General features: G+C 45.9%; 27 protein-coding genes. 19 read left to right on the top strand and 8 right to left on the bottom strand.

The window, feature by feature from the left end:
• Positions 1 to 410 precede the first annotated feature (410 nt).
• Positions 411 to 1268, top strand: a complete 858-nt coding sequence (locus tag DT065_RS18200) for an HAD hydrolase family protein (protein WP_160112646.1) — start codon at positions 411 to 413, stop codon at positions 1266 to 1268.
• A 50-nt stretch (positions 1269 to 1318) separates the two neighbouring features.
• Here DT065_RS18200 and DT065_RS18205 read toward each other — a convergent pair whose 3' ends face one another.
• Positions 1319 to 1498 carry a YhzD family protein gene (locus tag DT065_RS18205; RefSeq protein ID WP_114375777.1) on the bottom strand — a complete coding sequence of 60 codons (180 nt, stop codon included), beginning with the start codon at positions 1496 to 1498 and terminating at the stop codon, positions 1319 to 1321.
• Positions 1499 to 2567: 1069 nt separating this feature from the next.
• On the opposite strand from DT065_RS18205, the gene DT065_RS18210 reads away from it, so the two are divergent.
• The 9 genes from DT065_RS18210 to DT065_RS18250 all read left to right on the top strand — a co-directional run bounded on the left by DT065_RS18210 (position 2568) and on the right by DT065_RS18250 (position 10115).
• Entirely contained in the window at positions 2568 to 3467 is a 900-nt protein-coding gene (locus DT065_RS18210) for an ABC transporter ATP-binding protein (RefSeq protein ID WP_114375779.1), read from the top strand.
• Positions 3460 to 4749 (top strand): ABC transporter permease, encoded by a 1290-nt coding sequence (locus DT065_RS18215; RefSeq protein ID WP_160112647.1) that lies wholly within the window; start codon positions 3460 to 3462, stop codon positions 4747 to 4749. Before DT065_RS18210 ends, DT065_RS18215 begins: the two co-directional genes overlap by 8 nt.
• A gap of 116 nt (positions 4750 to 4865) precedes the next feature.
• Positions 4866 to 5132, top strand: coding sequence for a hypothetical protein (locus DT065_RS18220; RefSeq protein WP_114375783.1), 267 nt, complete (start codon positions 4866 to 4868; stop codon positions 5130 to 5132).
• Positions 5133 to 5169: 37 nt separating this feature from the next.
• A complete protein-coding gene (yidC, locus tag DT065_RS18225) occupies positions 5170 to 5952 on the top strand; it encodes a membrane protein insertase YidC (protein WP_418314565.1) in 783 nt (260 codons plus the stop codon).
• Between the two features lie 112 nt (positions 5953 to 6064).
• Positions 6065 to 6550 (top strand): hypothetical protein, encoded by a 486-nt coding sequence (locus tag DT065_RS18230; RefSeq protein WP_114375784.1) that lies wholly within the window; start codon positions 6065 to 6067, stop codon positions 6548 to 6550.
• Positions 6551 to 6731: 181 nt separating this feature from the next.
• Positions 6732 to 7412, top strand: a complete 681-nt coding sequence (locus tag DT065_RS18235; protein WP_114375786.1) for a response regulator transcription factor — start codon at positions 6732 to 6734, stop codon at positions 7410 to 7412.
• Positions 7409 to 8773 (top strand): sensor histidine kinase, encoded by a 1365-nt coding sequence (locus tag DT065_RS18240; protein ID WP_114375789.1) that lies wholly within the window; start codon positions 7409 to 7411, stop codon positions 8771 to 8773. The genes DT065_RS18235 and DT065_RS18240 overlap by 4 nt, the downstream gene beginning before the upstream one ends.
• A gap of 52 nt (positions 8774 to 8825) precedes the next feature.
• On the top strand, positions 8826 to 9767 hold the full coding sequence (gene yhaM, locus DT065_RS18245) for a 3'-5' exoribonuclease YhaM (RefSeq protein ID WP_114376438.1): 942 nt from the start codon (positions 8826 to 8828) through the stop codon (positions 9765 to 9767).
• 66 nt (positions 9768 to 9833) lie between these two features.
• Complete coding sequence (locus DT065_RS18250) at positions 9834 to 10115, top strand: sporulation YhaL family protein (protein ID WP_160112648.1); 282 nt, start codon at positions 9834 to 9836, stop codon at positions 10113 to 10115.
• Positions 10116 to 10151: 36 nt separating this feature from the next.
• Here DT065_RS18250 and DT065_RS18255 read toward each other — a convergent pair whose 3' ends face one another.
• Positions 10152 to 11072 (bottom strand): peptidylprolyl isomerase, encoded by a 921-nt coding sequence (locus tag DT065_RS18255; RefSeq protein WP_114375792.1) that lies wholly within the window; start codon positions 11070 to 11072, stop codon positions 10152 to 10154.
• Positions 11073 to 11248: 176 nt separating this feature from the next.
• On the opposite strand from DT065_RS18255, the gene DT065_RS18260 reads away from it, so the two are divergent.
• Together DT065_RS18260 and DT065_RS18265 are read left to right on the top strand one after the other, a co-directional pair.
• Complete coding sequence (locus DT065_RS18260) at positions 11249 to 11338, top strand: YjcZ family sporulation protein (RefSeq protein ID WP_114375794.1); 90 nt, start codon at positions 11249 to 11251, stop codon at positions 11336 to 11338.
• 23 nt (positions 11339 to 11361) lie between these two features.
• Complete coding sequence (locus DT065_RS18265; protein ID WP_114375796.1) at positions 11362 to 11460, top strand: YjcZ family sporulation protein; 99 nt, start codon at positions 11362 to 11364, stop codon at positions 11458 to 11460.
• A gap of 66 nt (positions 11461 to 11526) precedes the next feature.
• Here the strand turns inward: DT065_RS18265 and DT065_RS18270 are convergent, their stop codons facing one another.
• A complete protein-coding gene (locus DT065_RS18270) occupies positions 11527 to 11709 on the bottom strand; it encodes a hypothetical protein (RefSeq protein WP_114375798.1) in 183 nt (60 codons plus the stop codon).
• Between the two features lie 143 nt (positions 11710 to 11852).
• Here DT065_RS18270 and DT065_RS18275 point away from each other — a divergent pair, with 143 nt between their 5' ends.
• Positions 11853 to 12419, top strand: coding sequence for a YpmS family protein (locus tag DT065_RS18275; protein WP_160112649.1), 567 nt, complete (start codon positions 11853 to 11855; stop codon positions 12417 to 12419).
• 223 nt (positions 12420 to 12642) lie between these two features.
• On the opposite strand, the gene serC is transcribed toward DT065_RS18275, so the two are convergent.
• A complete protein-coding gene (gene serC, locus DT065_RS18280; protein ID WP_114375802.1) occupies positions 12643 to 13746 on the bottom strand; it encodes a 3-phosphoserine/phosphohydroxythreonine transaminase in 1104 nt (367 codons plus the stop codon).
• Positions 13747 to 13809: 63 nt separating this feature from the next.
• On the bottom strand, positions 13810 to 14235 hold the full coding sequence (locus DT065_RS18285; protein ID WP_114375804.1) for an HIT family protein: 426 nt from the start codon (positions 14233 to 14235) through the stop codon (positions 13810 to 13812).
• Between the two features lie 162 nt (positions 14236 to 14397).
• Here DT065_RS18285 and DT065_RS18290 point away from each other — a divergent pair, with 162 nt between their 5' ends.
• From DT065_RS18290 to DT065_RS18300, 3 genes are all read left to right on the top strand, one after another.
• The gene (locus DT065_RS18290; protein WP_114375806.1) at positions 14398 to 15141 is read left to right on the top strand and encodes an ABC transporter ATP-binding protein; all 744 of its coding nucleotides are present in this window, start codon (positions 14398 to 14400) and stop codon (positions 15139 to 15141) included.
• The gene (locus DT065_RS18295) at positions 15138 to 16376 is read left to right on the top strand and encodes an ABC transporter permease (RefSeq protein ID WP_114375809.1); all 1239 of its coding nucleotides are present in this window, start codon (positions 15138 to 15140) and stop codon (positions 16374 to 16376) included. Before DT065_RS18290 ends, DT065_RS18295 begins: the two co-directional genes overlap by 4 nt.
• Before the next feature lie 140 nt (positions 16377 to 16516).
• Positions 16517 to 17233 carry an EcsC family protein gene (locus DT065_RS18300; protein ID WP_114375811.1) on the top strand — a complete coding sequence of 239 codons (717 nt, stop codon included), beginning with the start codon at positions 16517 to 16519 and terminating at the stop codon, positions 17231 to 17233.
• Positions 17234 to 17725: 492 nt separating this feature from the next.
• Here DT065_RS18300 and DT065_RS18310 read toward each other — a convergent pair whose 3' ends face one another.
• Both DT065_RS18310 and DT065_RS18315 read right to left on the bottom strand, forming a co-directional pair.
• Positions 17726 to 18895: an amidohydrolase gene (locus tag DT065_RS18310; RefSeq protein WP_114375815.1), complete on the bottom strand. Its 1170-nt coding sequence runs from the start codon at positions 18893 to 18895 to the stop codon at positions 17726 to 17728.
• 69 nt (positions 18896 to 18964) lie between these two features.
• A complete protein-coding gene (locus DT065_RS18315) occupies positions 18965 to 19684 on the bottom strand; it encodes a cytochrome c biogenesis CcdA family protein (protein ID WP_114375817.1) in 720 nt (239 codons plus the stop codon).
• A gap of 312 nt (positions 19685 to 19996) precedes the next feature.
• Here DT065_RS18315 and DT065_RS18320 point away from each other — a divergent pair, with 312 nt between their 5' ends.
• The 3 genes from DT065_RS18320 (at position 19997) to DT065_RS18330 (ending at position 24215) form a co-directional block, all read left to right on the top strand.
• Positions 19997 to 20749: a LiaF domain-containing protein gene (locus tag DT065_RS18320; RefSeq protein WP_114375819.1), complete on the top strand. Its 753-nt coding sequence runs from the start codon at positions 19997 to 19999 to the stop codon at positions 20747 to 20749.
• Positions 20750 to 20857: 108 nt separating this feature from the next.
• Positions 20858 to 23023 (top strand): transglycosylase domain-containing protein, encoded by a 2166-nt coding sequence (locus tag DT065_RS18325; RefSeq protein ID WP_227002668.1) that lies wholly within the window; start codon positions 20858 to 20860, stop codon positions 23021 to 23023.
• Between the two features lie 343 nt (positions 23024 to 23366).
• On the top strand, positions 23367 to 24215 hold the full coding sequence (locus tag DT065_RS18330; RefSeq protein WP_114375822.1) for an MBL fold metallo-hydrolase: 849 nt from the start codon (positions 23367 to 23369) through the stop codon (positions 24213 to 24215).
• Positions 24216 to 24301: 86 nt separating this feature from the next.
• Here the strand turns inward: DT065_RS18330 and DT065_RS18335 are convergent, their stop codons facing one another.
• On the bottom strand, positions 24302 to 25984 hold the full coding sequence (locus DT065_RS18335; RefSeq protein WP_114375837.1) for a methyl-accepting chemotaxis protein: 1683 nt from the start codon (positions 25982 to 25984) through the stop codon (positions 24302 to 24304).
• Positions 25985 to 26023 lie beyond the last annotated feature (39 nt).

Below are 26023 nucleotides of genomic sequence, written 5' to 3' on the forward strand. Positions count from 1 at the left end.
TTTTGAGGAAAACGGCACCTATCGTTCAAGATTCGGCCGCAACCTAGATTTCAGATCGTTACCTCGCCTTTCACGATCGGGAATGAGGTGCCACGGGGGAATGTTTTTAGAAAATTTTCTGACACCTGCCCCTAGTAGTGTACAGTCGTTGAAATCCCCGCTCATATCCTGACTCCATGGCCGTATAATTAATCGCCACCCGTCAGCAGGGGCCTCAAACGTACCTAGCCAAGCCGAGTTTCTCGAAAACCAGCGCCTAAAGGGCGGGATTTGGCTTTGCTCGGTCATTGCAAGTCAAGTTTTCCCGTCAAATAGCTAAACCAAAGCTAAACGGCTCTACAGTTCTAAATTCCCTCATTCGGACATAGTTTTTATTAATAAGGCAAGGAGTACGAACAGGAGGGATGATGTTGAACTATCGGCTATTGGCCCTGTCTGTCGACGGAGCCATTTTAAAAGACAACAGCCGGTTATCAAGAACAACAAAGGAAGCAATTGAATTCGTCCGGAATAAAGGGGTATATGTAACACTCGTTACCCATCGCTCCTATCAGCAAGCGAATAAAATTGCGAAAGCGTTGAGAATGGAACACGAAATGATTTGCTACGGAGGATCCCTGATCGCCGGACGGGCGGATAAGCCGCTTTATGCCCAACGAATGCCGGTGGAAATGGCTCGGGATATAACTTTTGAATTGGAACGGTTTGGATGCCAAATTATTGTCGAACATGAAAATTTTGAGTTGACAAATCGCCTGCACCAGCCGCAAAATTTGCTCGGGAGAATGACGGTAAGCGTAAGTGAATCTTTATTTTATCCGCAGACAGTTGTTGAACATATAAGCGACCATATCGATTTGCATCGCATAGCACCTTTGCGGATGAAAGTTGATTTTGACCGCAACGAGGAAAAAGAAGCTGCCATTGAGCATCTGCGCAGCATTATCCCGGGATTAAACATTGTGGAACAAGAAGGGGACATTCCTTCCGTTCATTTGAAACTGAACGAAGCAAACAAATCAGAGACGTTGCTATATCTTGGTCTTGAACTTGGCATTCATCCCGAGGAAATGGTTGCGGTAGCCGCAAAGGAAGAAGATGAAGAAATGTTGAATGCTGTCGGTCTGGGTGTGGCCATGGGACAGTCATCGCTTCAGCTGCGGAAAAGCGCAGATTGGGTGACAAGATCAAATGATCAGGATGGTCTTGCCTATATGATTAAAGAAGTGTTCAGAAAACAAATGAACGTATCGAAGCAACATCTCTAAAAATAAACGATTGCCCTCTCATTTCGAACGAGAGGGCAACTACATTTCGGTTAACGGTAAAATAACAATAATTTTCCGGAACGCACGAGACGGTGCGTGGTTTTCATATACGATTCTTCCTCTAATCGTTTACGGCCGTGCTCAATGGCTTCCTGGTCTGTATCGAACGTATACGATTCATTGAGCAAGGCTTCCCCAGTTTTATCAAATACAGTTAAGGCATAATCCATATCGGTCCCTCCCTCCGCTTCTACCCTGATTTTATCAGAGGGCTATCCTATTTGAAAGGCTTTTCATATATCAACGCACTAGTGCAGAAGGGTTGACATAGGTGATCACTTGGCAAAGAACGCCGATCGGGGGTATGATGAAAGGTCCAATGAACCCCGAAATGGCATGAAACACTGAGTAGAGGTACAATGAAGGGTCCAATGAACCTCAAAACGCAAAGAACGCCGATCGATGTAAATGACAATGTTGCATCGGGCTGTCGCTTGTTCATTCTTAAAGCAATACAGTCAAATGATGATTTCCAACCCCGTAGTGCCCGTAGTGACACCATTATTTGAAAAAAGAAGCCGTATAATGGCGTTGGACGATCAGCAAATACTTTTCGTGAGAGACCGCCATGCACTAGTGCAACATACCAAAAATTCTTTCCCTATGCGTTCAAGTGGACAAAACATTTATATATCAGCCTGTCGCTTTGTCCTCATCTAATCGTTTTTCCGGGAGTTTTGCCCTATACAAACGTTTTAAGCACGTGTCCTAAAATATCGCAGCGTTTTCGACGGACAAACGATACGTGCGATGCTCTGGGGCTGATCTAGCCGTGTACTTCGTCGTTCAACCTTCAAAAATGCTGGTATGTCTCACGATGATTTGATCCAAGAAGCATACAGAACAAAGAAAGGCATCGAGGGGATTTCAAGACAGCAAAGATTAAACCGAGGAAAAACAGTGGCAAAGGTGTGAGAAAAGAAGTCTAATGAACAGAAGGTCTGTTACGTTCCGATGCTTACTTCGACTCCCTAGCACCTCTGTGCTCTCTTTTTATGCCGATGTCGCCCTTCCTTCGGCATTTTCGCTGCTCTTCGCTCTCCTTTCATGCCGATGCCCGTATTGCAATCCAGTTTCAGCGTTATGTTGAGGAGAGAACGCGTGTTCAAACTTCACATTCATTTCGATTACTCAGCCTTTTTTTCAAGGACCGCGAGTAGGAGTGAATTACTGAAACACACCACTGACTGCACTTGTAGAAAGCGCTATGTATTGCTAGTATGGCAACGAGGTGAGTGCATGGCTTTGCGAATGGAGAACGTTACGAAAAGATTTGGAACTAAAACAGCGGTCGATCAATTAACTTTACATATAGACTCCGGTGAAATGTTTGGAATGTTAGGGGCAAACGGGGCTGGAAAAACAACGACTTTTCGCATGATGATCGGCTTGTTTGACCCCGATGACGGCGAAGTTTCCTGGAATGAAGTCCCTCCCCAATCCTTGAATGCGCGCACGATTGGGTATTTGCCGGAAGAGAGGGGGTTATATCCGAAACTGAAAGTGATGGAGCAGATGATCTATCTTGGCCGGTTGCGCGGGCTCTCCAAGCAAGATGCCATTACAGAAGTGGATGCCTGGTTGGAACGTTTTCGCATTCCCCATTATCGGAAAGCCAAAGTGGAAAACCTTTCAAAAGGAAATCAACAAAAAATACAGTTCATCGCCGCCGTCTTGCATCGTCCGCAGCTCTTGATCCTGGACGAACCTTTCAGCGGTTTAGACCCCATTAACGTTGATGTGTTGAAAAAGGCTGTAGGAAAGCTCAAAAATGAAGGGACAACTATTATTTTCTCGAGTCACGATATGAAGCATGTGGAGTCCCTTTGTGAAAATCTTTGTATTATGAATGAAGGCAAGCCGGTGGTTCATGGAAAATTAAGTGACATTAAACGTACATATAAAAAACGAAAACTCCATATTCGCGCGGATGTTCCACTGTCGTTTTTGGAGGACGTCGATGGTGTGCTTCAAATGAGCGTTGGCGCCGATGAGACGACGATCGCCATTCGTGATGAAACGGTAGCCAAAAACATCTTTGCCCGGCTTCAGGATATCGGGCATGTGCGCTATTTTTCCGTGGAAGAGCCAACTCTGCACGACATTTTCATTGAGAAGGTGGGCCGAACGTATGCGTAAAATGTTAATCGTGCTCGCCCATACCTATTGGACAAAAATTAAATCGAAAACGTTTCTGTTTACGACATTGATGATGGCTGCATTTATGCTCGTGTTTTTAAATTTGAACAATATCATCCAGTTTTTTGACGGAGATGCATCAGAGCAAACATACGCGGTGCTCATTATTGATGAAAGCGACGAACTGTATGGAGCATTGGCAGAAGAAATAGAGGGTGGAAGCGGCCAAATTATGGTAGAGGAGGCCTCGCCAGAAGAGGAAGAAGCTACGGAAAAAGCCGTGATGGAAGGGCAATATGACGCTTATTTGCAAGTGGACGGGCAGGTGGAAGATATGGAAGGCCATTTTTACGCGCCAACAATCAACGAAACGTATCTTCCTTCTCAACTTCAATCCGCCTTGCAGAACGTAAGAGAAAACCAGATTGCAGCTGCTTTGCAAATCGAAGAGAAAGAACTGGACGCGTTAAATGAACCCGTGCCATTTGGACAAACAGCGTTGGATGATACCGCGCGTTCGGAGGCGGAATTAGACCAGGCGCGTTTACTTGTGAATATTTTGCTGTTTGTCATCTATTTTTCTGTCCTTTTTCTCGGAAATATGATCGCGTCAGAAGTTGCCACCGAAAAATCATCAAGAGTAATGGAACTTTTAATCTCAAGCGCTTCTCCCGTTCAACAGATGTTTGGGAAGATCATCGGCGTCGGTTTGATCGGACTTACGCAATATATGTTGATTTTTATGGTCGCGGTCGTATCGTTTGCCCAATTCGTCGGGACAGGTTCGACTCCGGAAGCCGGCGAGTTAATGGAGCAACAAGATCTTTTTGCGACGGACGGCCCGGTTTTTTCATTGGAACTTTTTCTGTTTGCTTTTTTGTTTTTTATCCTCGGCTATTTGCTGTACGCGACCCTTGCAGCTATGCTTGGTTCCATCGTTACACGAATTGAAGACGTAGGCCAGGCGGTAGGGCCGATGAATATGCTCGTTATCTTGGCGCTCATGATCTCTGTTTTTAGCATGGGGAACCCGGGTGCAACGATTGTAACCATCACCTCTTATATTCCGTTTTTCACGCCAATGATTATGTTTTTGCGCATAGGAATGGGGGAAGCGGCAATCTGGGAAGTGTTACTATCGGCAGGAATTATGATCGTTACAATTGTGCTGTTAACGGTTATCGCCGCGAAAGTTTACCGCGGCGGTGTGCTGTTGTATAACCAGACCCGGATGTGGAGGAGTTTGAAACAGGCGATTGTGCTATCAAGAAAAACATCCTAATCATCGGTTGAGATGACGTTAAATTGGATAAGATGGAAAGAACAGAAAGCCAAGAAGCAAGAAATATATGATACAATGCAGCAACATATGAATGATAAAAGGGGGGGGCCGGAAAGATGATGCTTGAATTTGTGACAGATATGAACTGGATTTACGTGATGATGATGCTGTCCAGCCTCGCGGTTATTGGTTTTCACAGCCATCTTCGTTATGTATCCCCGATGCAGTTGATGACCAGGCAGTGGCAACAAGGTCAGAAAAAACATGTGAATTTTTTTCTTTCTCAAACGCCCGTCCCGGCTGCTCCCCGTGTACTACAAAAAATCCCGGCGTTTAATGATCGAAGCCATGATGATGACGATGAAGAATCCGATCCTCCTTGATCAAACGTGTGTTATTCCAATCTAAGGAGGATCTTTGTTGAGGAAAAAGCATATCGCTGGATTATTCGTCATCGTAATGATCGGTGCCTTGGTTTCCGGTTGCGGGATGGATCGTGCCCCTATTACGTCGGAAAGCGAGGGCATCTGGGATCATTTTTTCGTTTTTCCGTTGTCCTGGTTAATTTTACAAGCCGCAGACATATTGCAAGGGAGCTATGGGTTGGCGATTATAGTCATGACAGTCGCCATCAGGCTTTTGTTACTCCCGTTGTTTTTAAAACAGCATAAAAGCAGTAGAGCGATGCAAAAACTTCGTCCCGAGATCGAGCAGTTAAGAACGCAATATGATATGAAAAATCCCGAAGAACAAAGAAAGATGCAGCAAGAAATGATGAGCCTTTACCAAAAAAGCGGGGTAAACCCGATTGCGGGCTGTTTGCCGATGTTTATCCAAATGCCGATATTGATGGCTTTTTATTTCGCGATTGTTCGCACGGAAGAAATCGCGACACACAGTTTTCTATGGATGGGCCTTGGCAATCCTGATCCATACATGATCATGCCTTTGCTTGCCGGTCTTGCCATGTTTGTGCAAATGCAATTAAGCACTCGTAACATGCCTACGGAAGTAGCCGGCCAAATGAAAATCATGCTTTATATCATGCCGGTCATGATTGTAGGTGCAGGATTCGCCCTGCCTGCCGCATTGTCGCTCTACTGGTTTACAGGCAGCCTCTTCATGATGGTCCAGACGTGGCTGATCCATCGCAATGAACGAAAAACGGAGCGTTCCGACCAAACCGTAAGCGAAGCTGACTAGAAAAAGGACCCTGGCCTGGGGTCTTTTTTCTTTTGCACTATCCAACCTCTCACCTCTCACATCTCGCCTCCAAATTGAATACGTTATGTTGTAAAGGAGGTAGGCGATTATCATGCAACGTAACGAGCAAATGTACCAACATTGTCTTCAACATATCGGGAGACACGTAAAGGCGGATATGGCGGATCAGCAAAGTTTTTATGGTTTCGTGGAAAACGTCGACGCAGAAAATGTATACTTGATTATGTTGGAAAGTGATGGTGGAGGCCATGGATTTGACAATTATTCCGGGAGCTACGGTCATGGTTCCGGGCACCAAGCATACGGAACTCAACAACTCGGCCACCATCCCGGGAACGACCACTATTACACCCACGGTCAACAGCAAGCGTATGGCCCTCCACACGGGCACCAACACCACGGATACGGTCACCAAGACGGACACTGGGGCCAACCTCAAATGGATCAACGCGTATTCGGCGGGTATGGATACGGTTACCCGGGTTACGGATACGGAGGATATGGCGCCCCTGGTTTTCGTTGGCGCAGATTGGCATTGCCGCTAGCTGGTTTGGCCGCAATATCCCTCTTGTTTTAATCAATCACAAGACCTCATCCATCACGGATGGGGTTTTTCTTATGAACTTTCCCACCTCCCACCTCTCATCTCTAAAATGGTTGGCATGAAAGCAAATGATTGATAATATAAAGTAAACCTACCTCTATGATGCACACGTTTGACTTGCAATGAATAACTGAAAAGAAATGAGTGATGATTGATGAGTTATACGATTTATCTCGTTGAAGATGAAGAGAACTTGTCAGAGGCACTACGGGCATATATGGTAAAAGAAGGCTGGACGGTAAAACTGTTTCAGGATGGCGATAAGGCGCAGGAATCTGTAGAGGAAAGGCCACATCTATGGGTGCTTGATATTATGTTGCCGGGAACAGATGGTTATCAAATTTTGAAAACCATTCGCGAAGTCCAGGGGGATATTCCGGTTATTTTTATATCAGCCAGAGACCAGGATTTGGATCGGGTGCTGGGATTGGAGATGGGGAGCGATGATTACATATCCAAGCCGTTCTTACCGCAAGAACTGATTATACGTGTCAAGAAATTGTTAACTCGTGTCTATGGGTCCGAATCCGATGAAAACAAGACCGTTGACTTAAATGATTATACGATCGATTCGGAGGCCCGAACGGTCATTGATGAACAAAATGACAGACAAGTCGTTGATTTGACGACAAAAGAGATGGACTTGATTTTGTTATTGACGCTCCAAGTAGGCAAAGCTCTTTCCCGTGAGGATATTATCGAGGAAGTATGGGGGGAAAATTATTATGGCTCTGAACGTGCCGTCGACGATGTTGTTCGGAGGGTACGTAAAAAAATGCCTCGCATCCACCTTGAAACGTTATACGGGTATGGGTATAGGATTCTATCGTCATGATACGAATGAATCTTACTCGGAGAATATGGTTATCTTTTCTTTCTTTGCTCGTTTTAGTTGGTTTGTCGATGATCATTATTTATCCGATATCGATTCAAGGTACACTTACGGAAGAAACCTATCGCATCATTGAACAACAGCAAAGGCAATTGGTCAATCCATTCAGTGAGCAATTTTCTCCGCCGGATCCGGATGATGCGCTCATTGACCCATCTTCACGGGCGGTGGGCCATATCTTTTTTGCCGATCAAGTGGCTGCTCCGGGCGTCGGAGATGAAGTGCCGGAGGAATTGGAAGAAGCCTATCAGGAAATGTTTGAACGAGCGCTTGCGCAAGAATCGGAAACCGGCCGCTACGAGTTTACTTATCAGGATTCCACGGTCTTTTATATTGTGACACGTATCGACGCGAGTGAAGACGGAGAAGTGGAGGAAGCCTATTATATTTCCTTTATGTGGGATGCCTATCGTGATTCGATGGTGAACCAGCTTTGGGAAAACCTTGTTTATTTAATGTTGATCACTTCAGCGTTAAGTTTGCTTCCGGTGATGTGGCTCACTCGTTATCTTCGAAAGCCTTTGCGCTTGCTTGGGAATCATTTTGAGCAAATTGCAAAGCGGAACTGGAAAGAGCCTTTTCATTGGGAGGGCGATGAGGACTTCCAAAAACTATCGGATCAGTTTGAGCTCATGCGTCAGAATCTAATTCGATACGACAGCGCCCAAAAAACGTTTATGCAACACGCATCTCATGAACTAAAAACACCGATCACGGTCGTGAAGACTTACGCGCAATCAGTGAAAGACGGCGTACTTCCGAAAAATACGGTGGAAGAATCGATGGATGTCATTCTACAGGAATCGGATCGCATGGATAAACGGGTGAAAGATATGCTCTATTTTACAAAGTTAGGGAACTTAAAGAAAGATACGATTAACCTTGAAGCATTATCCTTTGGGGCGTTAGCCTATGAATTAGAAGAACGTTACCGATTGCAAAGGGATGACCTTGATTTCATCGTGGAAGGTGCGGCCATTCGCTTTCAAGGAGACCCTGATCATATCCAAATTCTCTTGGAGAATCTCATTGAAAATGCATTACGCTATGCAAAAAGTACCATTTGGATTCGTGCCGAAGAAGCGGATCAATACGTAACGTTGATCGTTGAAAATGACGGGAAAGCCATTAGTGAAGAAGATATGGAAACGATGTTTGAACCTTTTCGAAAAGGAAATAAAGGTCAATTCGGACTAGGGCTCGCGATTGTCAAGCAAATTACCGAATTGCATCGTGGTCACCATGGCGTGTTTAACGTAAATGGGCGAGTATCCTTTCAAATGACCTTGCCACGCAGAACCTAAAGGGAGGAGAGAAGGGCGAGCATAATTCAGGAATTGTTTGCCCGTCAAAATGATGGAAAAAGGAATTTATTACACGAAAGCCGGCGATAAAATTGATCGCCATTTGCTCATTCGTCAAGCGACTCGAGGAATAGCCAGTAACGGAAAACCGTTTCTAACGTTGCGATTATCGGATAATAGCGGTGATATTGAGGCAAAATTATGGGGGGTCAGACCGGAAGATGAACGCACGTATACCGGAAAAACGATCGTGTATGTGCAGGGAGAAGTCTTTGATTATCGCGGGCGTTTGCAGTTAAAAATTGCCCGGATACGACCGGTAAATGATCAAGAGCAAATAAAGATGGAGGATCTCGTTCCGACAGCCCCTATGGAAAAACTGGATATGCTCGAACGCGTCAATGAGTTTGTTTTTGATATCGGGAACGCAAAAATCCAACGTATGACACGTTTTTTGATTAAAAAGTACCAATATGCATTTTTGGACGTGCCGGCAGCCACGAGAAATCACCATGAGTTTATGTCTGGCCTTGCCTATCACGTCGTGTGTATGCTCCAAATCGCCCAATCGGTTGTGCAATTGTATCCCAGCTTAAACAAAGATTTGCTTTATGCCGGCATCATTTTACATGATCTCGGCAAAGTGCGGGAATTATCCGGACCAATTGACACGGAATATACGACGGAGGGCAAACTGATCGGACATATCTCCTTGATGGCTGCAGAAATCCGGCAAACAGCCTCTGAGTTGAACATTGAAGGGGAAGAACCGATGTTGCTTGAACACCTCATTTTAAGTCACCACGGAAAAGGGGAGTGGGGAAGTCCGAAGTCTCCACTTTTACGAGAGGCGGAGATCCTGCACTATATCGATAATCTTGATGCAAAACTGAATATGATGGATCGGGCCTTGGGAAAAACCGAAGCGGGTCATTTCACAGAGCGTATTCCCGCTTTGGAAAATCGCTCATTTTACAAGCCGAAAAATATGTAAAGAAGCATACAAGCCCTTCCGTCCTCATAAAGTAGAATAAGAGGAATCGCGGAAGGGGTGGTTGATTTGCAAGAAAGGTCCAAACGCATGCTGCTAACGCTTGTGATTATTTTTCTGGGCCTCGCGGTGCTGCAAAGGTTTACTTCGAATGCAGCGATAACGACAATTCCGTGGTGGGTAACGGTTGTAATTTTGGCCGCGATCGTTTCCGGATATATGTGGATTCGGACAAGTCTTGAAGACAGAAAGGCAGAAGCGGAATGGATTGAACAAGAAGGGCGTGTCTATATTCGCCGAATGGAGCATGAGCGTCAGCAACGGGCTAGTGCTACGAATCAAGAACAGTAAGAAGCACCTCCAATCATTTAGGAGGTGCTTCTCTTATTACATGGCCATTGCCCCGGGCTCTTCGAGCCAATCTTCATAGTTGCTGTCTGTAATTTCGATATCGGCATTTTCCATAAGTTCTTGGACGACTTCTTCCGGCGATTTAGACTGTTCCTGTGTCAGGCTTGACTCTATTTCTTCTTCAAGCTCTTCATACGTTTCATTGCGGTCCAGCACTTCGATGATGTGATATCCCATTTGTGACTCCACGGGATCGCTGATCTCTCCTACATCCAATTCAAATGCAGCCTCAGCGAAATTTTCATCCATTTGGTGTCCTTCTTGAGGGAACGATCCAACATTCCCGCCTTCCGGAACACTTGCCGTATCCTGGGAATATTCTTCGACCGCGTCTTCAAAGCTTGTCCCATCTTCAAGTTCGCTTAAAACTTCTTCGGCCGTTTCCTCATCTTCGACGAGAATATGTCTGACTTCCACTTCGGTCAGTGCTTCTTCATTTTCTTCGTAATAGTCTTCTTTATCTTCTTCTGTAATGTCTACCTCCGCGGTGGACAGCTCCTGGATCACGACTTGGGGGAGCAAAAAGTCTTCTTTCAGTTCATCGATGGAATCAACCGGGATTTGCAACTGCATTTGCAGCATCTCCAGTAGTTGTTCGTCATCTTCGACGCCCATCTGTTCACGCATGTCCTCGAGTTCCGAATCTACTTCTTCTTCCCCGATATCAAGTTCTTCTGCCTGTTGCCTCAGGATCGTGTCTTGGATCATTTGGTTGAACAGCTGAGGGCCAAATTCATTTTTTAGTTCATTCGTAAGCGCTTCTTCCGTTAATGAAGTTCCGTCGATATTGGCAATTTCCTCACCGGAATCGTTATCTGCATTTCCATCATCATTGCATGCAGTTAAGGCAATAGCCCCTGTGATGCAGGCTGCCAGGGCAATTTTTCTTTTTTTCAATTTTTGTACACTCCCTATTCGTCTTAAACGTACTCATGTTAGAGGCTCCATGGATGAAGGACAGGTTTACCATACCACAAAAAGATCGTGAGAAAAAACAATTTTGTGGGCGGAACGCCCAATCGACTCGACTTCTTCCTACATAAGATAACTCAGGAATGGGAGGAGGTGGCATCATGTCAGCCGGCTATGGATATGGCGGTGGCTTTGCGCTCATCGTTGTCCTGTTTATCTTGCTAATCATTGTAGGTGCCTCTTGGTTCTAAATTAAAAAAAGGAGGAATTGACCATGGGATACGGTTACGGCGGAGGTTTCGCGCTCCTAGTCGTACTATTCATCTTGCTTATTATCATCGGAGCTTCCTGGGGAGGCTACGGTGGTTGGTAAGCACGCACAGGGAATAGCTCCTTAGTTGTTAATGGGTTGGTGCCCTGGGCGCCAACCCATTATGATTTAAATCACTAAAAGCCTTACATATGTAGAAACGAGAAGAATTAAAATGAGCACATTGATGGTTGTAAATACATTAGGGATTTTTTCTTCCGTCATTTCTTTTTGCAAGACAAGTGAATTTGTCATTGTGTTAATGATGACTAAATATAAGGCCGCGAAAAATATAAATAGGAATATGGACATGCCGGAACCTCCAATTACCTCCAAGATACATCACTTGGCTTTACTTTAACAAACATTAGGGAAAAATGATAGCAGGAACCTATGAAAGCTGTATCCATCGTGTGATATGCTGAGAACATCTCGTTTTGCAAAGGATGGATCGAATGAACTGGAAGATGGCTTTTTTCATTCTCATAGGGATCAACACCGCCGTTATCGCAAGCTTCTGGTTACTCCTTTCACCGATCGGTTCGGATTCAGCGCCTGAGAAAATACCGGAGGGAGAGATGCCTTCTCAACAGGAAGAAGTGTTCTTCACGGCGGAGACTTCGGTGGATCAGATTCGTTCCTATATGCATTCGGAAACGGGGGAGGCCATTGATATCCATATGGAAGATGGAGAAATCATATTCACTGGCACGTATACGTTTTTTGGCATGGACGTTGATCTTAATCTTCATTTGGTCCCAACGGTAGCGGAGAGCGGAAATTTGCGTCTCGAAGAGAACGGTATTGCCATTGGTCCCCTCAATGTCCCATCATCAGCCGTGCTGAGGGCTGTAAGCGAACAGGCAGACCTCCCTCAATTTGTTCACGTATATCCTCAAGAGGGGGTCATCGATGTTCATCTGAATGATATTGATATCGGTGATAATCTTTACTTGCGCATCGCCGCCTCCGGAGTGGAAGATGGGTTGATTCCGCTTGAAGGTGTATACGATGATACGTGAAAAAAGGCAGCGTCTTTGAAGTATTTTAAGATGGTAAAGTAGCTATCCCCGTTTTGAGAACAAAAGTTTTGCATAGCACGTTACAGAAAAACGGGAGCTGTGATTGAAATGACCGAAAAGACCCCACCGGGGTAAAGAGGTCAGATCCATACTTTCCTCTCTTTTGAAAACATCCCTACACGTTTTTGGATACGGTGTAGGGACGGGAGGCGTTACGCTCCTTTTATTGATGTTTTTTTTGAAAAGCAACCATAAAATCGCGAAGGGCTTCACAAGATTCAAGGGGGACGGCGTTATATATAGAAGCGCGGCATCCTCCCACGGATCGGTGTCCGTTTAAACCACTGAACCCTTTGTTTTTTGCCCCTTCAAGGAAACGTTCTGTCAACTCCTCGGTCGGGAGCGTAAAGGTGACGTTCATATTGGAACGGCTGGATGGGTGCGCATGGCCGCGATAAAACCCATCGCTTTCATCAATCGCATCGTACAAGCGTCCGGCTTTCTCCCGATTGCGGGCGTCCATCGCTTGCAATCCACCGTTTGCCTCGATCCATTGCAACGTGTTTTTCAACATGTATACGGCGAAAGTCGGAGGTGTATTGTAGAGGGATGTTTTTTCAGCATGGGTGCGGTAACGCAAGATCGCGGGAACGTCACCGGCGATGGCTGCTGTCTTTTCAAGCAATGTTTTCGAAATGATCACGAGCGTGACCCCGGAAGGTCCGATATTTTTTTGGGCTCCCGCGTAAATGAGATCAAAATTTTCAACGGGAAGCGGGCGGCTGAATATATCGCTTGACATATCAGCGATAACGGGAGCTTCCCATTCGGACACCCTTGTGAAATCTTGCCATGCTGTTCCGTAGATCGTGTTGTTGGACGTCAAGTGAATATAGGCATCGGTTGCATCAGTCCTAATCGTATCAAAATCGGGCACCCGCGAATAATGATTATCTTTTCCACTCGCGCCACTATAGGTTTCACCTAAATGATCTGCTTCTTTTTTTGCCTTTTCCGACCAGGATCCTGTTAATATGTAATTAGCTTTTTTTCCCTGCGCCAATAGATTATAAGGGACCATGGCAAATTGGAGGCTCGCGCCTCCCTGTAAAAGCAAAATATCATAGGCATCGCTGATTCCGAGCAGCCGTTTGGCCGTTGCGATGGCTTCATAATGGACGGTTTCGTAGCTTTCTCCGCGATGGCTGTGCTCCATAATCGACATGCCGGTTCCGTTATAATCTTCGAGCTCGGCAGCCGCCTTCCGGAGAACCTCTGCCGGAAGAGCGGCCGGACCGGCATTAAAGTTGTGCATTCTGTTTGTCATTTTTGAACCTCCTGGGTAAACAGCATCCGTTCTTGCAGCGACGGATTTCCTCCGCTCCGATGCTTACTCTATGTTTGCTTGAACGGCTTGCGCGTAGGATTTTAAATCTTCATCCGAATATTTGTCACTGTTATCGCCCCAATTGTAAAGGACTTCTTGGCCGTAACGGGGAATGAAATGCAAATGATAGTGAAAGATCGTTTGATCCGCTTTTTGCCCGTTGTTATTCGCAATATTTAATCCTTCGAATTCAAATGTTTTCTTTAATGCGCGGGCAATTTTCGGTGCTTTTGTGAACAACTTCGCGGCTGTTTCTTCTTGTAACTCGAAAATATCAGCCTGATGGTCTTTTGGGATTAACAACGTGTGGCCTTCAGTTACTTGACTTAGATCTAAAAAAGCAACAACGTCATCGTCTTCATAAATTTTGTTCGATGGGATGTCCCCCGATACAATTTTACAAAAGATGCAATCGGATGGTGCAGACATGGCAACGTCCTCCTTTTAGAAATGGGATTACTATCTATGGTACCAAACGATCCCGTCGTTGCCCACTCTGTTTTTTCAACCTTTCCATAATAGACATTTCCAATTTGTAAGAACAGAAGGTACAATAGAAGACAGAAGAAGACGTTGCAAGGGGGACCGTAAATGACATCACTGCTTAACGTTGAAGCCTTGACCGGGGGGTACAGCCCGACGAAGCCGGTCATTCAAGGCGTTTCTTTTCAAATAAAGGCCGGAGAGGTCGTTGCGTTAATTGGGCTGAACGGAGCCGGGAAAAGTACGACAATTAAGCATATTTTAGGATTGTTGGAGCCCCAGGGCGGCCGCATTGAAATCCGGGGACAAACAATGGAGGACGACATAGACCGGTATAGAAAAACGATGGGCTATATTCCGGAGACACCTATCCTTTACGAAGAACTTACGCTTTGGGAACATCTTCGCTTGACCGCGATGGCTTATGGCATCGAGGACGACACGTGGAAAAATCGCGCGGAGATGTTAATTGAAACATTTCGAATGAAAAAAATGGCCCATTGGTTTCCGAGCCACTTTTCTAAGGGAATGCGGCAAAAGGTGATGGTGATGTGCGCGTTTCTCGTTGAACCGAAGCTATATGTCGTCGATGAACCATTTGTAGGCTTGGATCCGGTAGGCATTCAGTCGTTGTTGGAACAAATGATGATGATGAAGGAAAACGGGGCCGGCATTCTGATGAGCACCCATATTCTCACCACGGCGGAAAAACATTGCGATCGTTTTATTTTGTTACATGATGGCCACGTCTATATGCAAGGAACGATGGAAGAATTGAGGCAGCAAGCCGGGATGCCGGAAGCGGATTTGGACACGCTCTACATTGAAATGACGAAGGAGTCATCCGTATGAGTCCGGTAGATCTATGGCGTGAACGTGCACAAGATTATTGGAGCGTAGCCATTCGTTACATACGTTTAATGGCAAATAGCGGCTTGATGGTGGCAACCTATGGAACGCTGTTGATTATCGGCCTTTATTACCAATCATTCCTGGATTGGCTTCCCGCCGATTTCCCTGTCTTGCAAATCCTCACGGTACTGTTTGCTTTTTTGCTTACACGCAGCCCGGTGCGTACGTTCGTAAAAGAAGGCGATCTTGTTTTCCTGCTTCCGTTCGAAGCCCACATGGCCCCTTATATACGCAGGTCATTGCTGTATAGCTGGGTGTTTCAAAGCGCGGTTATCTTTTTTCTTTTGTTTTTATTGGCGCCTCTTTATATAGAGCGGATGCCGGGCGATACAATGGCTTTGTCGATTATTATGGGCGCGCTGATTTTGGGAAAATTATGGAACGTTTTAGCTGAATGGGGAGAACTCCGCCAACAGTTTTCTGTCTCTCATTGGCGCCATCGCTGGCTTCGTTTCGTCGTTAATCTTGTATTGGTCTTTTTTCTGTTGCAAACCGATTGGGGATTCGCGGTTGCTACGGCGATGATTATGATGGTTGTTTTCGTCGTGTACTATCGGCAAATGTATGCCAACCATTTTCTGAAGTGGGAAACGTTGCTTCAGCAAGAACATCGGCGATTGAACGCTTTTTACCGATTTGCCAATGCCTTTACCGATGTGCGGCATATCAAATCACCGGTACATAGACGCCGTTGGTTGGCCAATCAATTTGATCGTGTGAATCATCGCAAGGCAAATACGTATATATATTTATACGGGAAAACATTTGCCCGCTCCGGAGATTATTTCGGTGTTTTTATTCGATTGTGCCTTGTGGGCGGACTATTGATTTATGCTTCGCCGGAAGCCTGGGAATGGTTAGTCGTTGTCATTGTCGGGTTGTTTATTTATATGACGGGTGCGCAGTTGGTCCCCCTGTATGCGCACCATGACATTTTATTATGGCCCTTCATTTATCCCGTGCCCAACAGCACTCGAAGACGCGCGCTTCAATCTCTTCTTCGGGGCCTCTTGCTCGTGCAAACCCTTTGGTTCACGGTAGTCGCGGCCTTAACACCGCTACCGGTAATCATCGCGGTGCTCACGGCACTGGCAGGGGCAGCGGTCAGTTTCTATTTCACGGAGTTTAGACTGAATAAAATCGTCGAGAAAAATCCCGATGGTAAGCGCCCGTAAAACTCCCATTTCAAACCCGTAGTGGAGTTAACGGCGACTAACACCCCGATTGGTTCAACTAGCCATAAGAGGAAAGCCTCTTTGATGGAAGTTTCACTGTAAGTGTAAAGGAGGAGAACTTTATTTCTGATTCCTATGAAATGACGGCAAAAGTACAAATGAACGAATGGCGAAGAAAAATGTCCAAAAATCCGTCGCTGACAAAGACATGGACGAAAGGGTTTCAAAATAAAATCAATCAACGAATTCCCGATCGAGTGCATCAAACGGTAGCATCGGCAGTTCGAAGCATGATCGAAACGACCCTTACCGGTTCTGACTATGTAACGGCAACGGAACCGCTGAAAGAGGGGACGCTAAAAGATCGGGAAGAACAATTGGAAGAAACGATTCGTAAGTATAAGCGGACAGCAAGTATTGAAGGAGCGGGTACGGGTTTTGGTGGTATTTTTTTGAGTATGACAGACTTCCCGCTTCTTTTAGCGATCAAAATGCGTTTTTTATTCACGGCCGCGCATCTCTACGGATTTGACCCCGTAAAAATGGAAGAACGCCTGTTTTTGTTGCAAATCTTCCAGATGGCGTTTTCAGGAAATAAAAACAAACAGGAGACTCTCGTACGTATGGACGATTGGGAAGGGTTTACGAGTGATTTTCCAGGAGAGTTGACAGCGGATGAAGCAATGGATTGGGTCGCGTTTCAATTGGAATATCGTGATTTTATCGACGTGCCGAAAACATTGCAGCTGATCCCTGGCTTTGGGGCAATTGTCGGGGCAACGATTAATTATCATTTTCTTGATCTATTGGGGGAAGCGGCAAAAAATTGCTATCGGATCCGTTGGTTTCGTCAATAACCCACGACGAAAGTCGCGGGCTGGAAAAACCCCTTATTGACTAGCTTAAGCCTTCATTGGCTACGTTGTTTGTGTTACGACACCCCGGAGTGCCTGCTCTAGCTCCTTGCCCTGTCGTGTGTGATTAAAAGTTCTGATGGGTAGATTCACGATTGCTAAAGGCGGCAAACGTAAAAACAAGGCAGAGAAAGTCGTCAAAGGATTCCGGGTATTTGATAAGGTACAATTTAGCGGTAAAGATTGCTTTATCTTTGGCCTACGAGCATCTGGTTCTTTTGATTTGAGGTTGTTAGGTGGTACTCGAGCCCATAAGAGTGCGAATGACAAAAAATTGACAGTCGTTGAAAGAGCAAGTATATTATTAACGCAGGTTCAAAAAGGAGAAGAGAAGTGCAGGCTCTCTCCTCTCATAACTGTCACCAGTCTCCGACGGCCCTAATACGAAGAACAAACAACCCGGTCGAGGGATGAATATCGGCCGGGTTGTTTGTATTAATTATAGGCGAGCACAGCTTTACCGAGTGTTTTGGCGGCAATGAGCATGGCCCGTTCATCAAAGTCAAATTTAGGGTGATGATGGGGATAATTTTCCTCGCGATCGGGAAAGGCAGCACCGGTGAAGAAAAATGTCCCTTTCTTTTTCTTCAGATATGCGCTGAAGTCTTCCGCAGCCATAATTGGCTCCCGTTTATCCACGCGTTCCACACCAGGAACCGTTGAAGCTATCGAAGCAAGGTAGTCGTTCGTCGCTTCATCGTTAATGACAGGCGCGTACCCGTGCTCGTATTTGAAGTCCGCTTTTGCTCCCATTGTTTTAGCTGTACCGGTGACGATGTCGGTAAGTTCCTGTTCAATTTGGGCTCGAATATCCTCCTTGAACGTTCGAACGGTACCTACGAGAGAAGCAGTGCCTGCAATCACGTTATAAGGATTTTCGGCAACAAAATTTCCGATGGAAATGACAGCAGACTCCAGAGGATCGACACGCCGGGAAACTAACGTTTGAATGGTGTTCACCATTTGGGATCCAATGACAATTGCATCTTTTCCCGTGTGGGGAGCAGCGCCGTGGCCACTCACGCCCTCGATATCGATATAAAATTGATCGGTGGCAGCCATAAACGGCCCACTGCGTTGTTGGATCGTCCATAGAGGATCAACGGCCCAAAGGTGGGTGCCGAAAATAACATCGATCCCATCGAGGCACCCATCTGCAATCATCGGTTCAGCGCCTCCGGGGGCGTGCTCCTCGGCATGTTGATGAATGAAAACAACCGTGCCTTTCAGGCTTTCCGCTTGTTCACTCAAAGCTTTCGCTAGTACGAGAAGGGTGGCAGTATGTCCATCATGCCCGCAACCGTGCATCGCGCCATCGATTTTGGACTTATAAGAAACATCCTTTTGGTCCTGAATGGGGAGCGCATCGAAATCTGCGCGTAAAGCGATGGTAGGCCCCGGCTTTCCACCCTTTAGGATCGCGACAACCCCGCGGCCGCCCACCCCTGTTTTCACCGGGTTCCCCAACCTTTCGTGATAACGGGCAATGTACTTAGGTGTTTCTACTTCCTCGAAGGAAATTTCAGGGTACTGATGCAAATGCCTTCGTATTTCAACCATTTCTTGATAATGATCCGTTAACGTTTGATACAGTTGCTCCTCCATTGTATCACTCTCCCAAAAAACGTAGTCGAAAGGGAATGATGTGCGGCTTCGTCCCCCTATTGTAGCATATCATAGCCAACCGGGAGAGATTCTCGCGAGGTAGCTGGAAATAACCTGGAAATATCCGGAGAACATTAAAATGCCGAATAGAATCATGATCACTCCACCGATTTGCTGGACTTTCGGTAAAAAGCGATTAAGACGACTGAGCTTGTTCAATGAGCGTGCATAAATCAAGGACACGGCCAAGAATGGGATGCCAAGCCCCATCGAATAAACGAAGAGCATTCCCGAACCGGCAAGCATGGAACCTTCCGTGCTGGCAATGGCCAAAATGGAACCAAGTACAACACCGATGCAAGGGGTCCACCCAGCTGCGAACACGACCCCAAAGGCGACAGACCCGAGAAAACTTTTTGCTTTTTTCGGCGATTTATTGCCGATGCGTTTTTCAGTCATGAGAGAACGAAGTGAAATGATCCCGGACATTTGCAATCCGAATAGGACAATGATGATGCCGCCGATTTGTTCGAGGGCGCCGCTATACATTTGGAACCATTCTCCAATAAGCGTGGCTGATGCTCCCATCAATAAAAAAATGGCGGTGAAGCCCGCGATAAACCCGAGACTTCTCGACAATATAATTTGTCGGTTTGCATTAACAGCACCATTGGAAATGTCTGTTCCGGTTAGTTGCGCTAAAAAAGCTGGGACGAGCGGAAAAATGCACGGAGAGAAAAACGAGACCAAACCGGCAAGAAGCGCAACCCCGAGCGAAATATCATCCATAATGAAACCTCCAAAATTCCTATGTATAGTAGAAAAACTTGGCTTTTCGTCAATCATGGCGGAAGCCAGAGTTATTTTTTATAGATCCTCCAAAAATGTATACTTTCTGATAGTGTAAAATTAAAATTGGTGCAACCCTTTCCAAACGGCATTCTTATATCCATGATATCAATTGTTTGTCCGAAAGATGCAGGTAAAAGTGCATTGTAGTAAAATTGTCAAAAGGGGAATGCAGTTGGTTGTATTTCATCCATTTTACACTGTAGGCGGAAAAAAATAAAAGTTCGAAGCTTGGAAGGGGAGACAACACACATGGAACGCAGCCGTATTTCCATGTTATTCATGTTCGTGTTGGCGAGCGGTCTTATTTTTCAATTACTTATGGCCGGAGTAAGCCTATTTGGTTTTATCCTGCCTTTGATATTTGCATTCATCGCCTTGTTTTGTGTGTTCACAATGCATAAAAGCGGCACCTATTTTTTCATGGCTTTATCCGCGGCACTTATGGCAGGATATTGGACGACGATTGGCACTTGGATATTTCTCGTAGCCATACCGGTGTTATTTTTGATCATTGCAATGCTTAAAAAATCCGGCAAAGTGATAGATGTCGATAAGGATTTGGGCGGGAACGGTAAAGTGCAGCCATCCTCGAAACCGGCGCAAACACAGTTGGTCGTTCCGAAAAGCAAATGGGTGGTGCTCGGAGATTATAAACTGAAGAAACAGGCGTTTTCGATACAAGATGAGGTGGAATTGAATGTCCTTCTCGGCAGCGCCTCCATTGATATGAGCCGTGCAGCAATCGAAGTAGAATCCATAGATTTTGCCGTTTTGGACGTCCTTAGTGAAACGAAAATAAACTTGCCGGAGGAATGGTCGGCAACTGTTGAAATTGTTTCAGTGCTGGGAAGCGTAAAGGTGCTTGGCCATAAGGAAGAAGGGGCGTTTGATCGCACCACCCTTCAATTCGGCGAACCGGAGCAATCATTTGGGCACTTGAACGTAAAGGTGACCACGGTTCTGGGCGAAGTGAAGATTTCGCAGAAAAACAGAAATAGCTAACTTTTTACAGGGGGAATTTCCACGGATTTTTAACTTATTTCCATTCCTTTACATGATTTCAATGACACTTTTGTATTATAATGGGGAAGAGTCGAATATTTGGAGGAAATGATGAAACGGTTTAATAAAAGCATCTATATTACGATCGTTGTTATTCTTTCCACGCTTGTTATCGCGGTAGGCAGCTATGCAGTGGCGCTGATCGCCGGTAGTATTTTGGTGGATGAAGACAAGCTCGACTTCCCCGAGACGACAACGTTGGTTGACGAAAACGGAGAGGAATTGGGCCGGTTATTTACCGAAGACCGTGAAAATATATCCATTAATGAAGTGCCCCCTCATGTCCAAGAAGCTTTTCTTGCCGTCGAAGACCACCGCTTTTACGAACATCAAGGCATTGACATTTGGGCGATCGGGCGTGCCCTTTATCGAGACATCTTAGCCGGAGCAAAAGTAGAAGGCGGAAGCACGCTCACCCAACAACTGGCAAAGAATGTTTTTCTGGAGCAAGACCAAACGTGGATGCGTAAAACAAAAGAAGTATTGATCAGCATGAACCTGGAACGAAAATACAGCAAGGAAACGATCCTTGAAATGTATTTAAACCAAATCTATTTTGGCCATGGAACGTATGGAATTTCGCGTGCGGCTGAAACATATTTTGATAAACCGGTAAGCGAGTTGAATATAGCAGAAGGTGCAATGCTTGCCGCGATTCCGAAAGCGCCATATCATTATTCACCGGCTTCGGATGTGGAAGAAGCGGAGGTAAGGCGTAATACGGTACTCGCGTTGATGGAACAACATGGATTTATTGATGAAAATCAGCAACAAGTTGCTGAGGGGGAAGCTATTTCCCCGGAATTGAATGAAAAACCGCCCATGGATGAATCTCTTTATACCTATGTTGATATGGTTATAGAGGAAGGACGTAACCGCTTCGAACTCAGTGAAAATGAATTAATGACCGGGGGGTATACCATTCAACTTCCGATTGATGCGGAGATGCAGAATGCTTCCCATGAAATGATCCAAAATCAAGATCACTTTCCGGGAGACAATGAAAATGTGCAAGCATCTTTTGTGTTACTCGACAATTCGACCGGCGCTGTGCAAGCGATTCACGGCGGCAGGGACTATGTACGGAAAGGATTGAATCGAGCGCTTATCCCCAGGCAGCCGGGGTCTGCTTTCAAACCGATTTCAGTCTTTGCGCCTGCGCTTTATTCAGGAGATTATCAGCCTTACTCAATGTTAAAGGACGAAGAAATCGTTTATGAAGATTATGATGATTATGCACCGCAGAATATAAGCGGTGAATACAGCGGCACAATGACGATGAGGGACGCCATTGTGCAGTCGGCGAATGCACCTGCCGTCTGGTTGCTTGATCAAATGGGGGTTGAGCAAGGAAAAGAATGGGCAGAACAAGCGGTGCACCCCTTTGATGATGAAGGCTTATCCGTTGCATTGGGAGGGCTTTCGGAAGGCGTATCCCCATTGGACATGGCAGAGGCCTACACAACATTTTCCAATGATGGGGTGAAAGCCGAACCTTATTTTATCTCCAAAATTGAAAGTAACGACGGCAGAGACGTATTTGTTCATGACAACCGCAACGAGAGATTATTGAGTGAACAAGATGCTTGGTATATGACACGGATGTTGGAAGATGTCGTCAGTGAAGGAACAGCGCAGAGTGGAGAAACGGACCATGCACTGGCCGGAAAAACCGGCACGACCGGATTTGAAAAAGTCGAAGGGGCTAATCGCGATGCGTGGTTTGTCGGTTACACCCCTCGGTATACAGGTGCTCTCTGGATGGGACATGATGAAACGACCGAAGAGCAATATTTGGAAGGCGGGAGCGCTTATCCGACGGCGATGTTCAAGTCGATTCTGAATCACGAGACGGTGGATCAAGGAGCGGTTGCTTTCAGAAAGCCCGATGGCGTAGAGGATCTGGACCCCCCCGTTCAACTGGCGGCCGTGGATGACCTTTCGGCAGGACTGACTTTGCAGGGAGAAGGCTTTCTGAATGTTAAGTTGCAGTGGACGGAAGCTGAGGATGAACGACTCATATATAATATCTATGAAGTGGAAGGAGAAGCGGCGCATAAAGTCGGTGAAGTGGAAGGAGAAGGTTCGTACACCGTTAACGGGACAAATATGTTTTCGTTGAACGAATATATGGTGGTACCGTATAACCCCCAAACCGGCCAGGAAGGAGAGCCATCGAATATCGCGGACGTTCATCTCGCTTCGTGGTTCTAACACTGGAAGCGGCGTTACCATAAACCGGTAGTGCCGCTTTTTTTGTAACGTTGTTGCAATAGTGATAAACCCAAAAACACGGGTGGCCGTTTCATGGCGACGTAATGGCGGTCCGCTGCCTGTTCCGGGCTTCATACCAGCAACATGAAGCCCATAATGGTGGTCTACCGCCTGTTTCAATCACCATGACCGCTCTATAGACAGTCCTGATGAGCTACAGCCCATATCGACCCTAACCGGGCGTTTTTTCTACATAAAACTAAATCCGGCAAGAAACAATAACAGATGATATAGCAATCATTGTATAACAGGTATGGAACTTATTATACGAGGAGGAAACGTTATGGACGAACAGGAACAAACGCTGCATGGACCTTCCGGCGTTAAGCTCCCGATGACGTCGAAAAACGATGGGCTTCTGGAAGAAGTGACTACGGATGTACACTGCCTAACGATAAAAATCGTGAACGTCTGTTTCATTGGAGATGTAACGGGAAACTGGGTGTTGGTGGATACGGGTATGCCGAATGGCAAGGAAGATTTAATCACCGCTTTGCAAAATGAATTCGGGCCATTTACCCCCCCTCAGGCGATTATTCTCACGCACGGACACTTTGACCATGTCGGTGCAGTCGCGGAACTGGTGGATGAATGGCAGGTGCCGGTTTATGCACATACGCTTGAGTTGCCGTTTTTAACAGGGGAAAAGGACTATCCGGAACCGGATACGAGTGTCGAAGGGGGAATGGTTGCCAAATCATCGAAAGCGTTTCCTAATGAAGCAATTCAGTTAGGAAATGCAGTAATGCCGCTTCCAGAGCAAGGAAAGGTCCCTTACTTGGGCGAATGGCAATGGGTGCATACTCCCGGTCACGCTCCGGGACAAATTGCACTATTTAGGGAGAGAGATCGCCTGCTTGTTTCGGGAGACGCTGTTATCACGGTCAAACAAGACGAGTTGAACAAAGTATACAAACAGACCCAAGAGCTTCAAGGTCCACCTAGATATCTTACCACCGACTGGGAGGCGGCGAAAAACTCGGCAGAAAAACTATATAACCTTAATCCGGAGATGATCGTCCCCGGCCATGGCGTTCCCATGTTCGGCCAAGCGTTGCATGCTCAATTTGAATCGTTGATCCGGGATTTTGATCAAGTAGCCGTGCCTGATAAAGGGAAATTTCTTCATTAAGCATTTTTATTCACAATAGAACTCCCCCCCTTGACCTTGTTCGGGGGGAGTTTCATTTACAATTAAGCCAGCGGATCATCATTTTTTTAGATATGGAATCGAGAGATCTGTCCGTCCAATTCGTTAGCCACTGCTGCCAACTCTTGGGACGCCTGATTGATGGACTCCATGGTGGCCACCTGTTCTTCAATCGCGCTACTAATGGCAGCGCTATTATCCGTGGCATTGGTGGACGTTTTTTGGACTTCCTCGGTATGGGAAATGATCGATTGGCTTTTTTCAGTCACTTGTTTGACTAGCGTATCAATGGTGTCGGCCTTCTGGACGACAGCGGTGAACGAGGTAAGGATGGCCTGATAGGTATTGTACATTTCTTCGATCGTCTTTTCGCCCGCGGCGATAAGCGAAGTGCTTTGCCGTGATTGTTCCACGGACTTCTCGATGTCCCCGGTCATCATTTCGATCGTCTGGGAGATGTTCTGGGTCGCTTCTTCACTTTCGGCCGCCAGTTTACGAACTTCATTTGCAACGACCGCGAACCCTTTACCTGCTTCTCCGGCACGTGTCGCTTCTATATTTGCATTCAAGGCCAGTAAGTTTGTTTGTCTGGAGATATCTTTAACAAGGGTGATCACATCTTCAATATTTTGGGAAGCCTCCCCAAGGGACTCAATGGTATGGGCATTCGCTTCATTCTGGGAGCGAATGCTTTGCATGCGTTCTAACGCTTCATTTAAACGTTTTAAACCGTCGGCTACTTGGTCGTTTGATTGATTGCTTTCCGTAACAATTTCCCGTACGGCAGTATACACGTGAGAAAGCCCTTGTTCCATCGATTGGAACGTCTCTCTTGAATCACGGATCGATTGATCAAGGCCGACTTGCATATCGGTAATTTCCTGAACGGAACCGGCTACTTCTTGTGACCCGGCATTTACTTCTTCTGCAGAGGTGACCAACGCTTCACTCGAGGAAGCCACTGTTTGGGAGGCTGATGATACGCCTCTTACCATGTTTCCGAGGCTTTCGGTCATAGCGTTTATCTCGCTTGATAGAGAGGCCAGTTCATCACGCCCTTCCACAGGGAGCGGATCCTTATTTAAGTGCCCTGCACTCACCTGTTTTGTTCTTCTCGCGATACGCTCGATCTTTTTTTGCATGTTCCCTGCGAAAATGATGAAGATCGTCCCCCCAAGGACTACTGCCGCCCCCGCGGCAATGATGCTTGATAGTATCGCGTAGAACATCATCTCTTGCGCAGACTCACTGGCCTCCTCTAAATTGTCAGTAAAATAGGACTGGAGATTCGCTGAGCGCTCATTGATGTTGGACGTCAAAAACTCCAAGTCACCCATGGATGTTTCATCGGGCGATATCTGGAGGTCAATAAAATGGGAAACACGGGAGTCAAACAAATCGTTTTGAATATGGAGATGATGCAATTGTTCACTGCTGTAATCCGTGTTGGTCCCGTCCTCCAAATTTTCCAGATGCTCATCCATTCTTTCATTTAACGTTTCGTAGTAGTTGAAATCGGGGTCATCTTGGAACTGCAGATCAGAGATAAATATGTATTTTTCCTGAAATGTGTGTGAAGCATCTTTTGCATCGATGACATAAGAACGCCATTGATCCATCTCTTCCACTCGGTCATTAATCTCCGTTATTTGAAAAAAAATAAAAACAAATCCACTGACAAAGCACAACGTGGTGGCAAGTAAAATAGACAACAGTTTCGTTCGAATACGGGCAGGTTGATAAAATTTCACTATTTTCCCTCCAAATGATTCAAGGTTCTACGATTTTAT

Origin of the sequence: Salicibibacter kimchii (assembly GCF_003336365.1) — a bacterium.
Taxonomy (GTDB): domain Bacteria; phylum Bacillota; class Bacilli; order Bacillales; family Marinococcaceae; genus Salicibibacter; species Salicibibacter kimchii.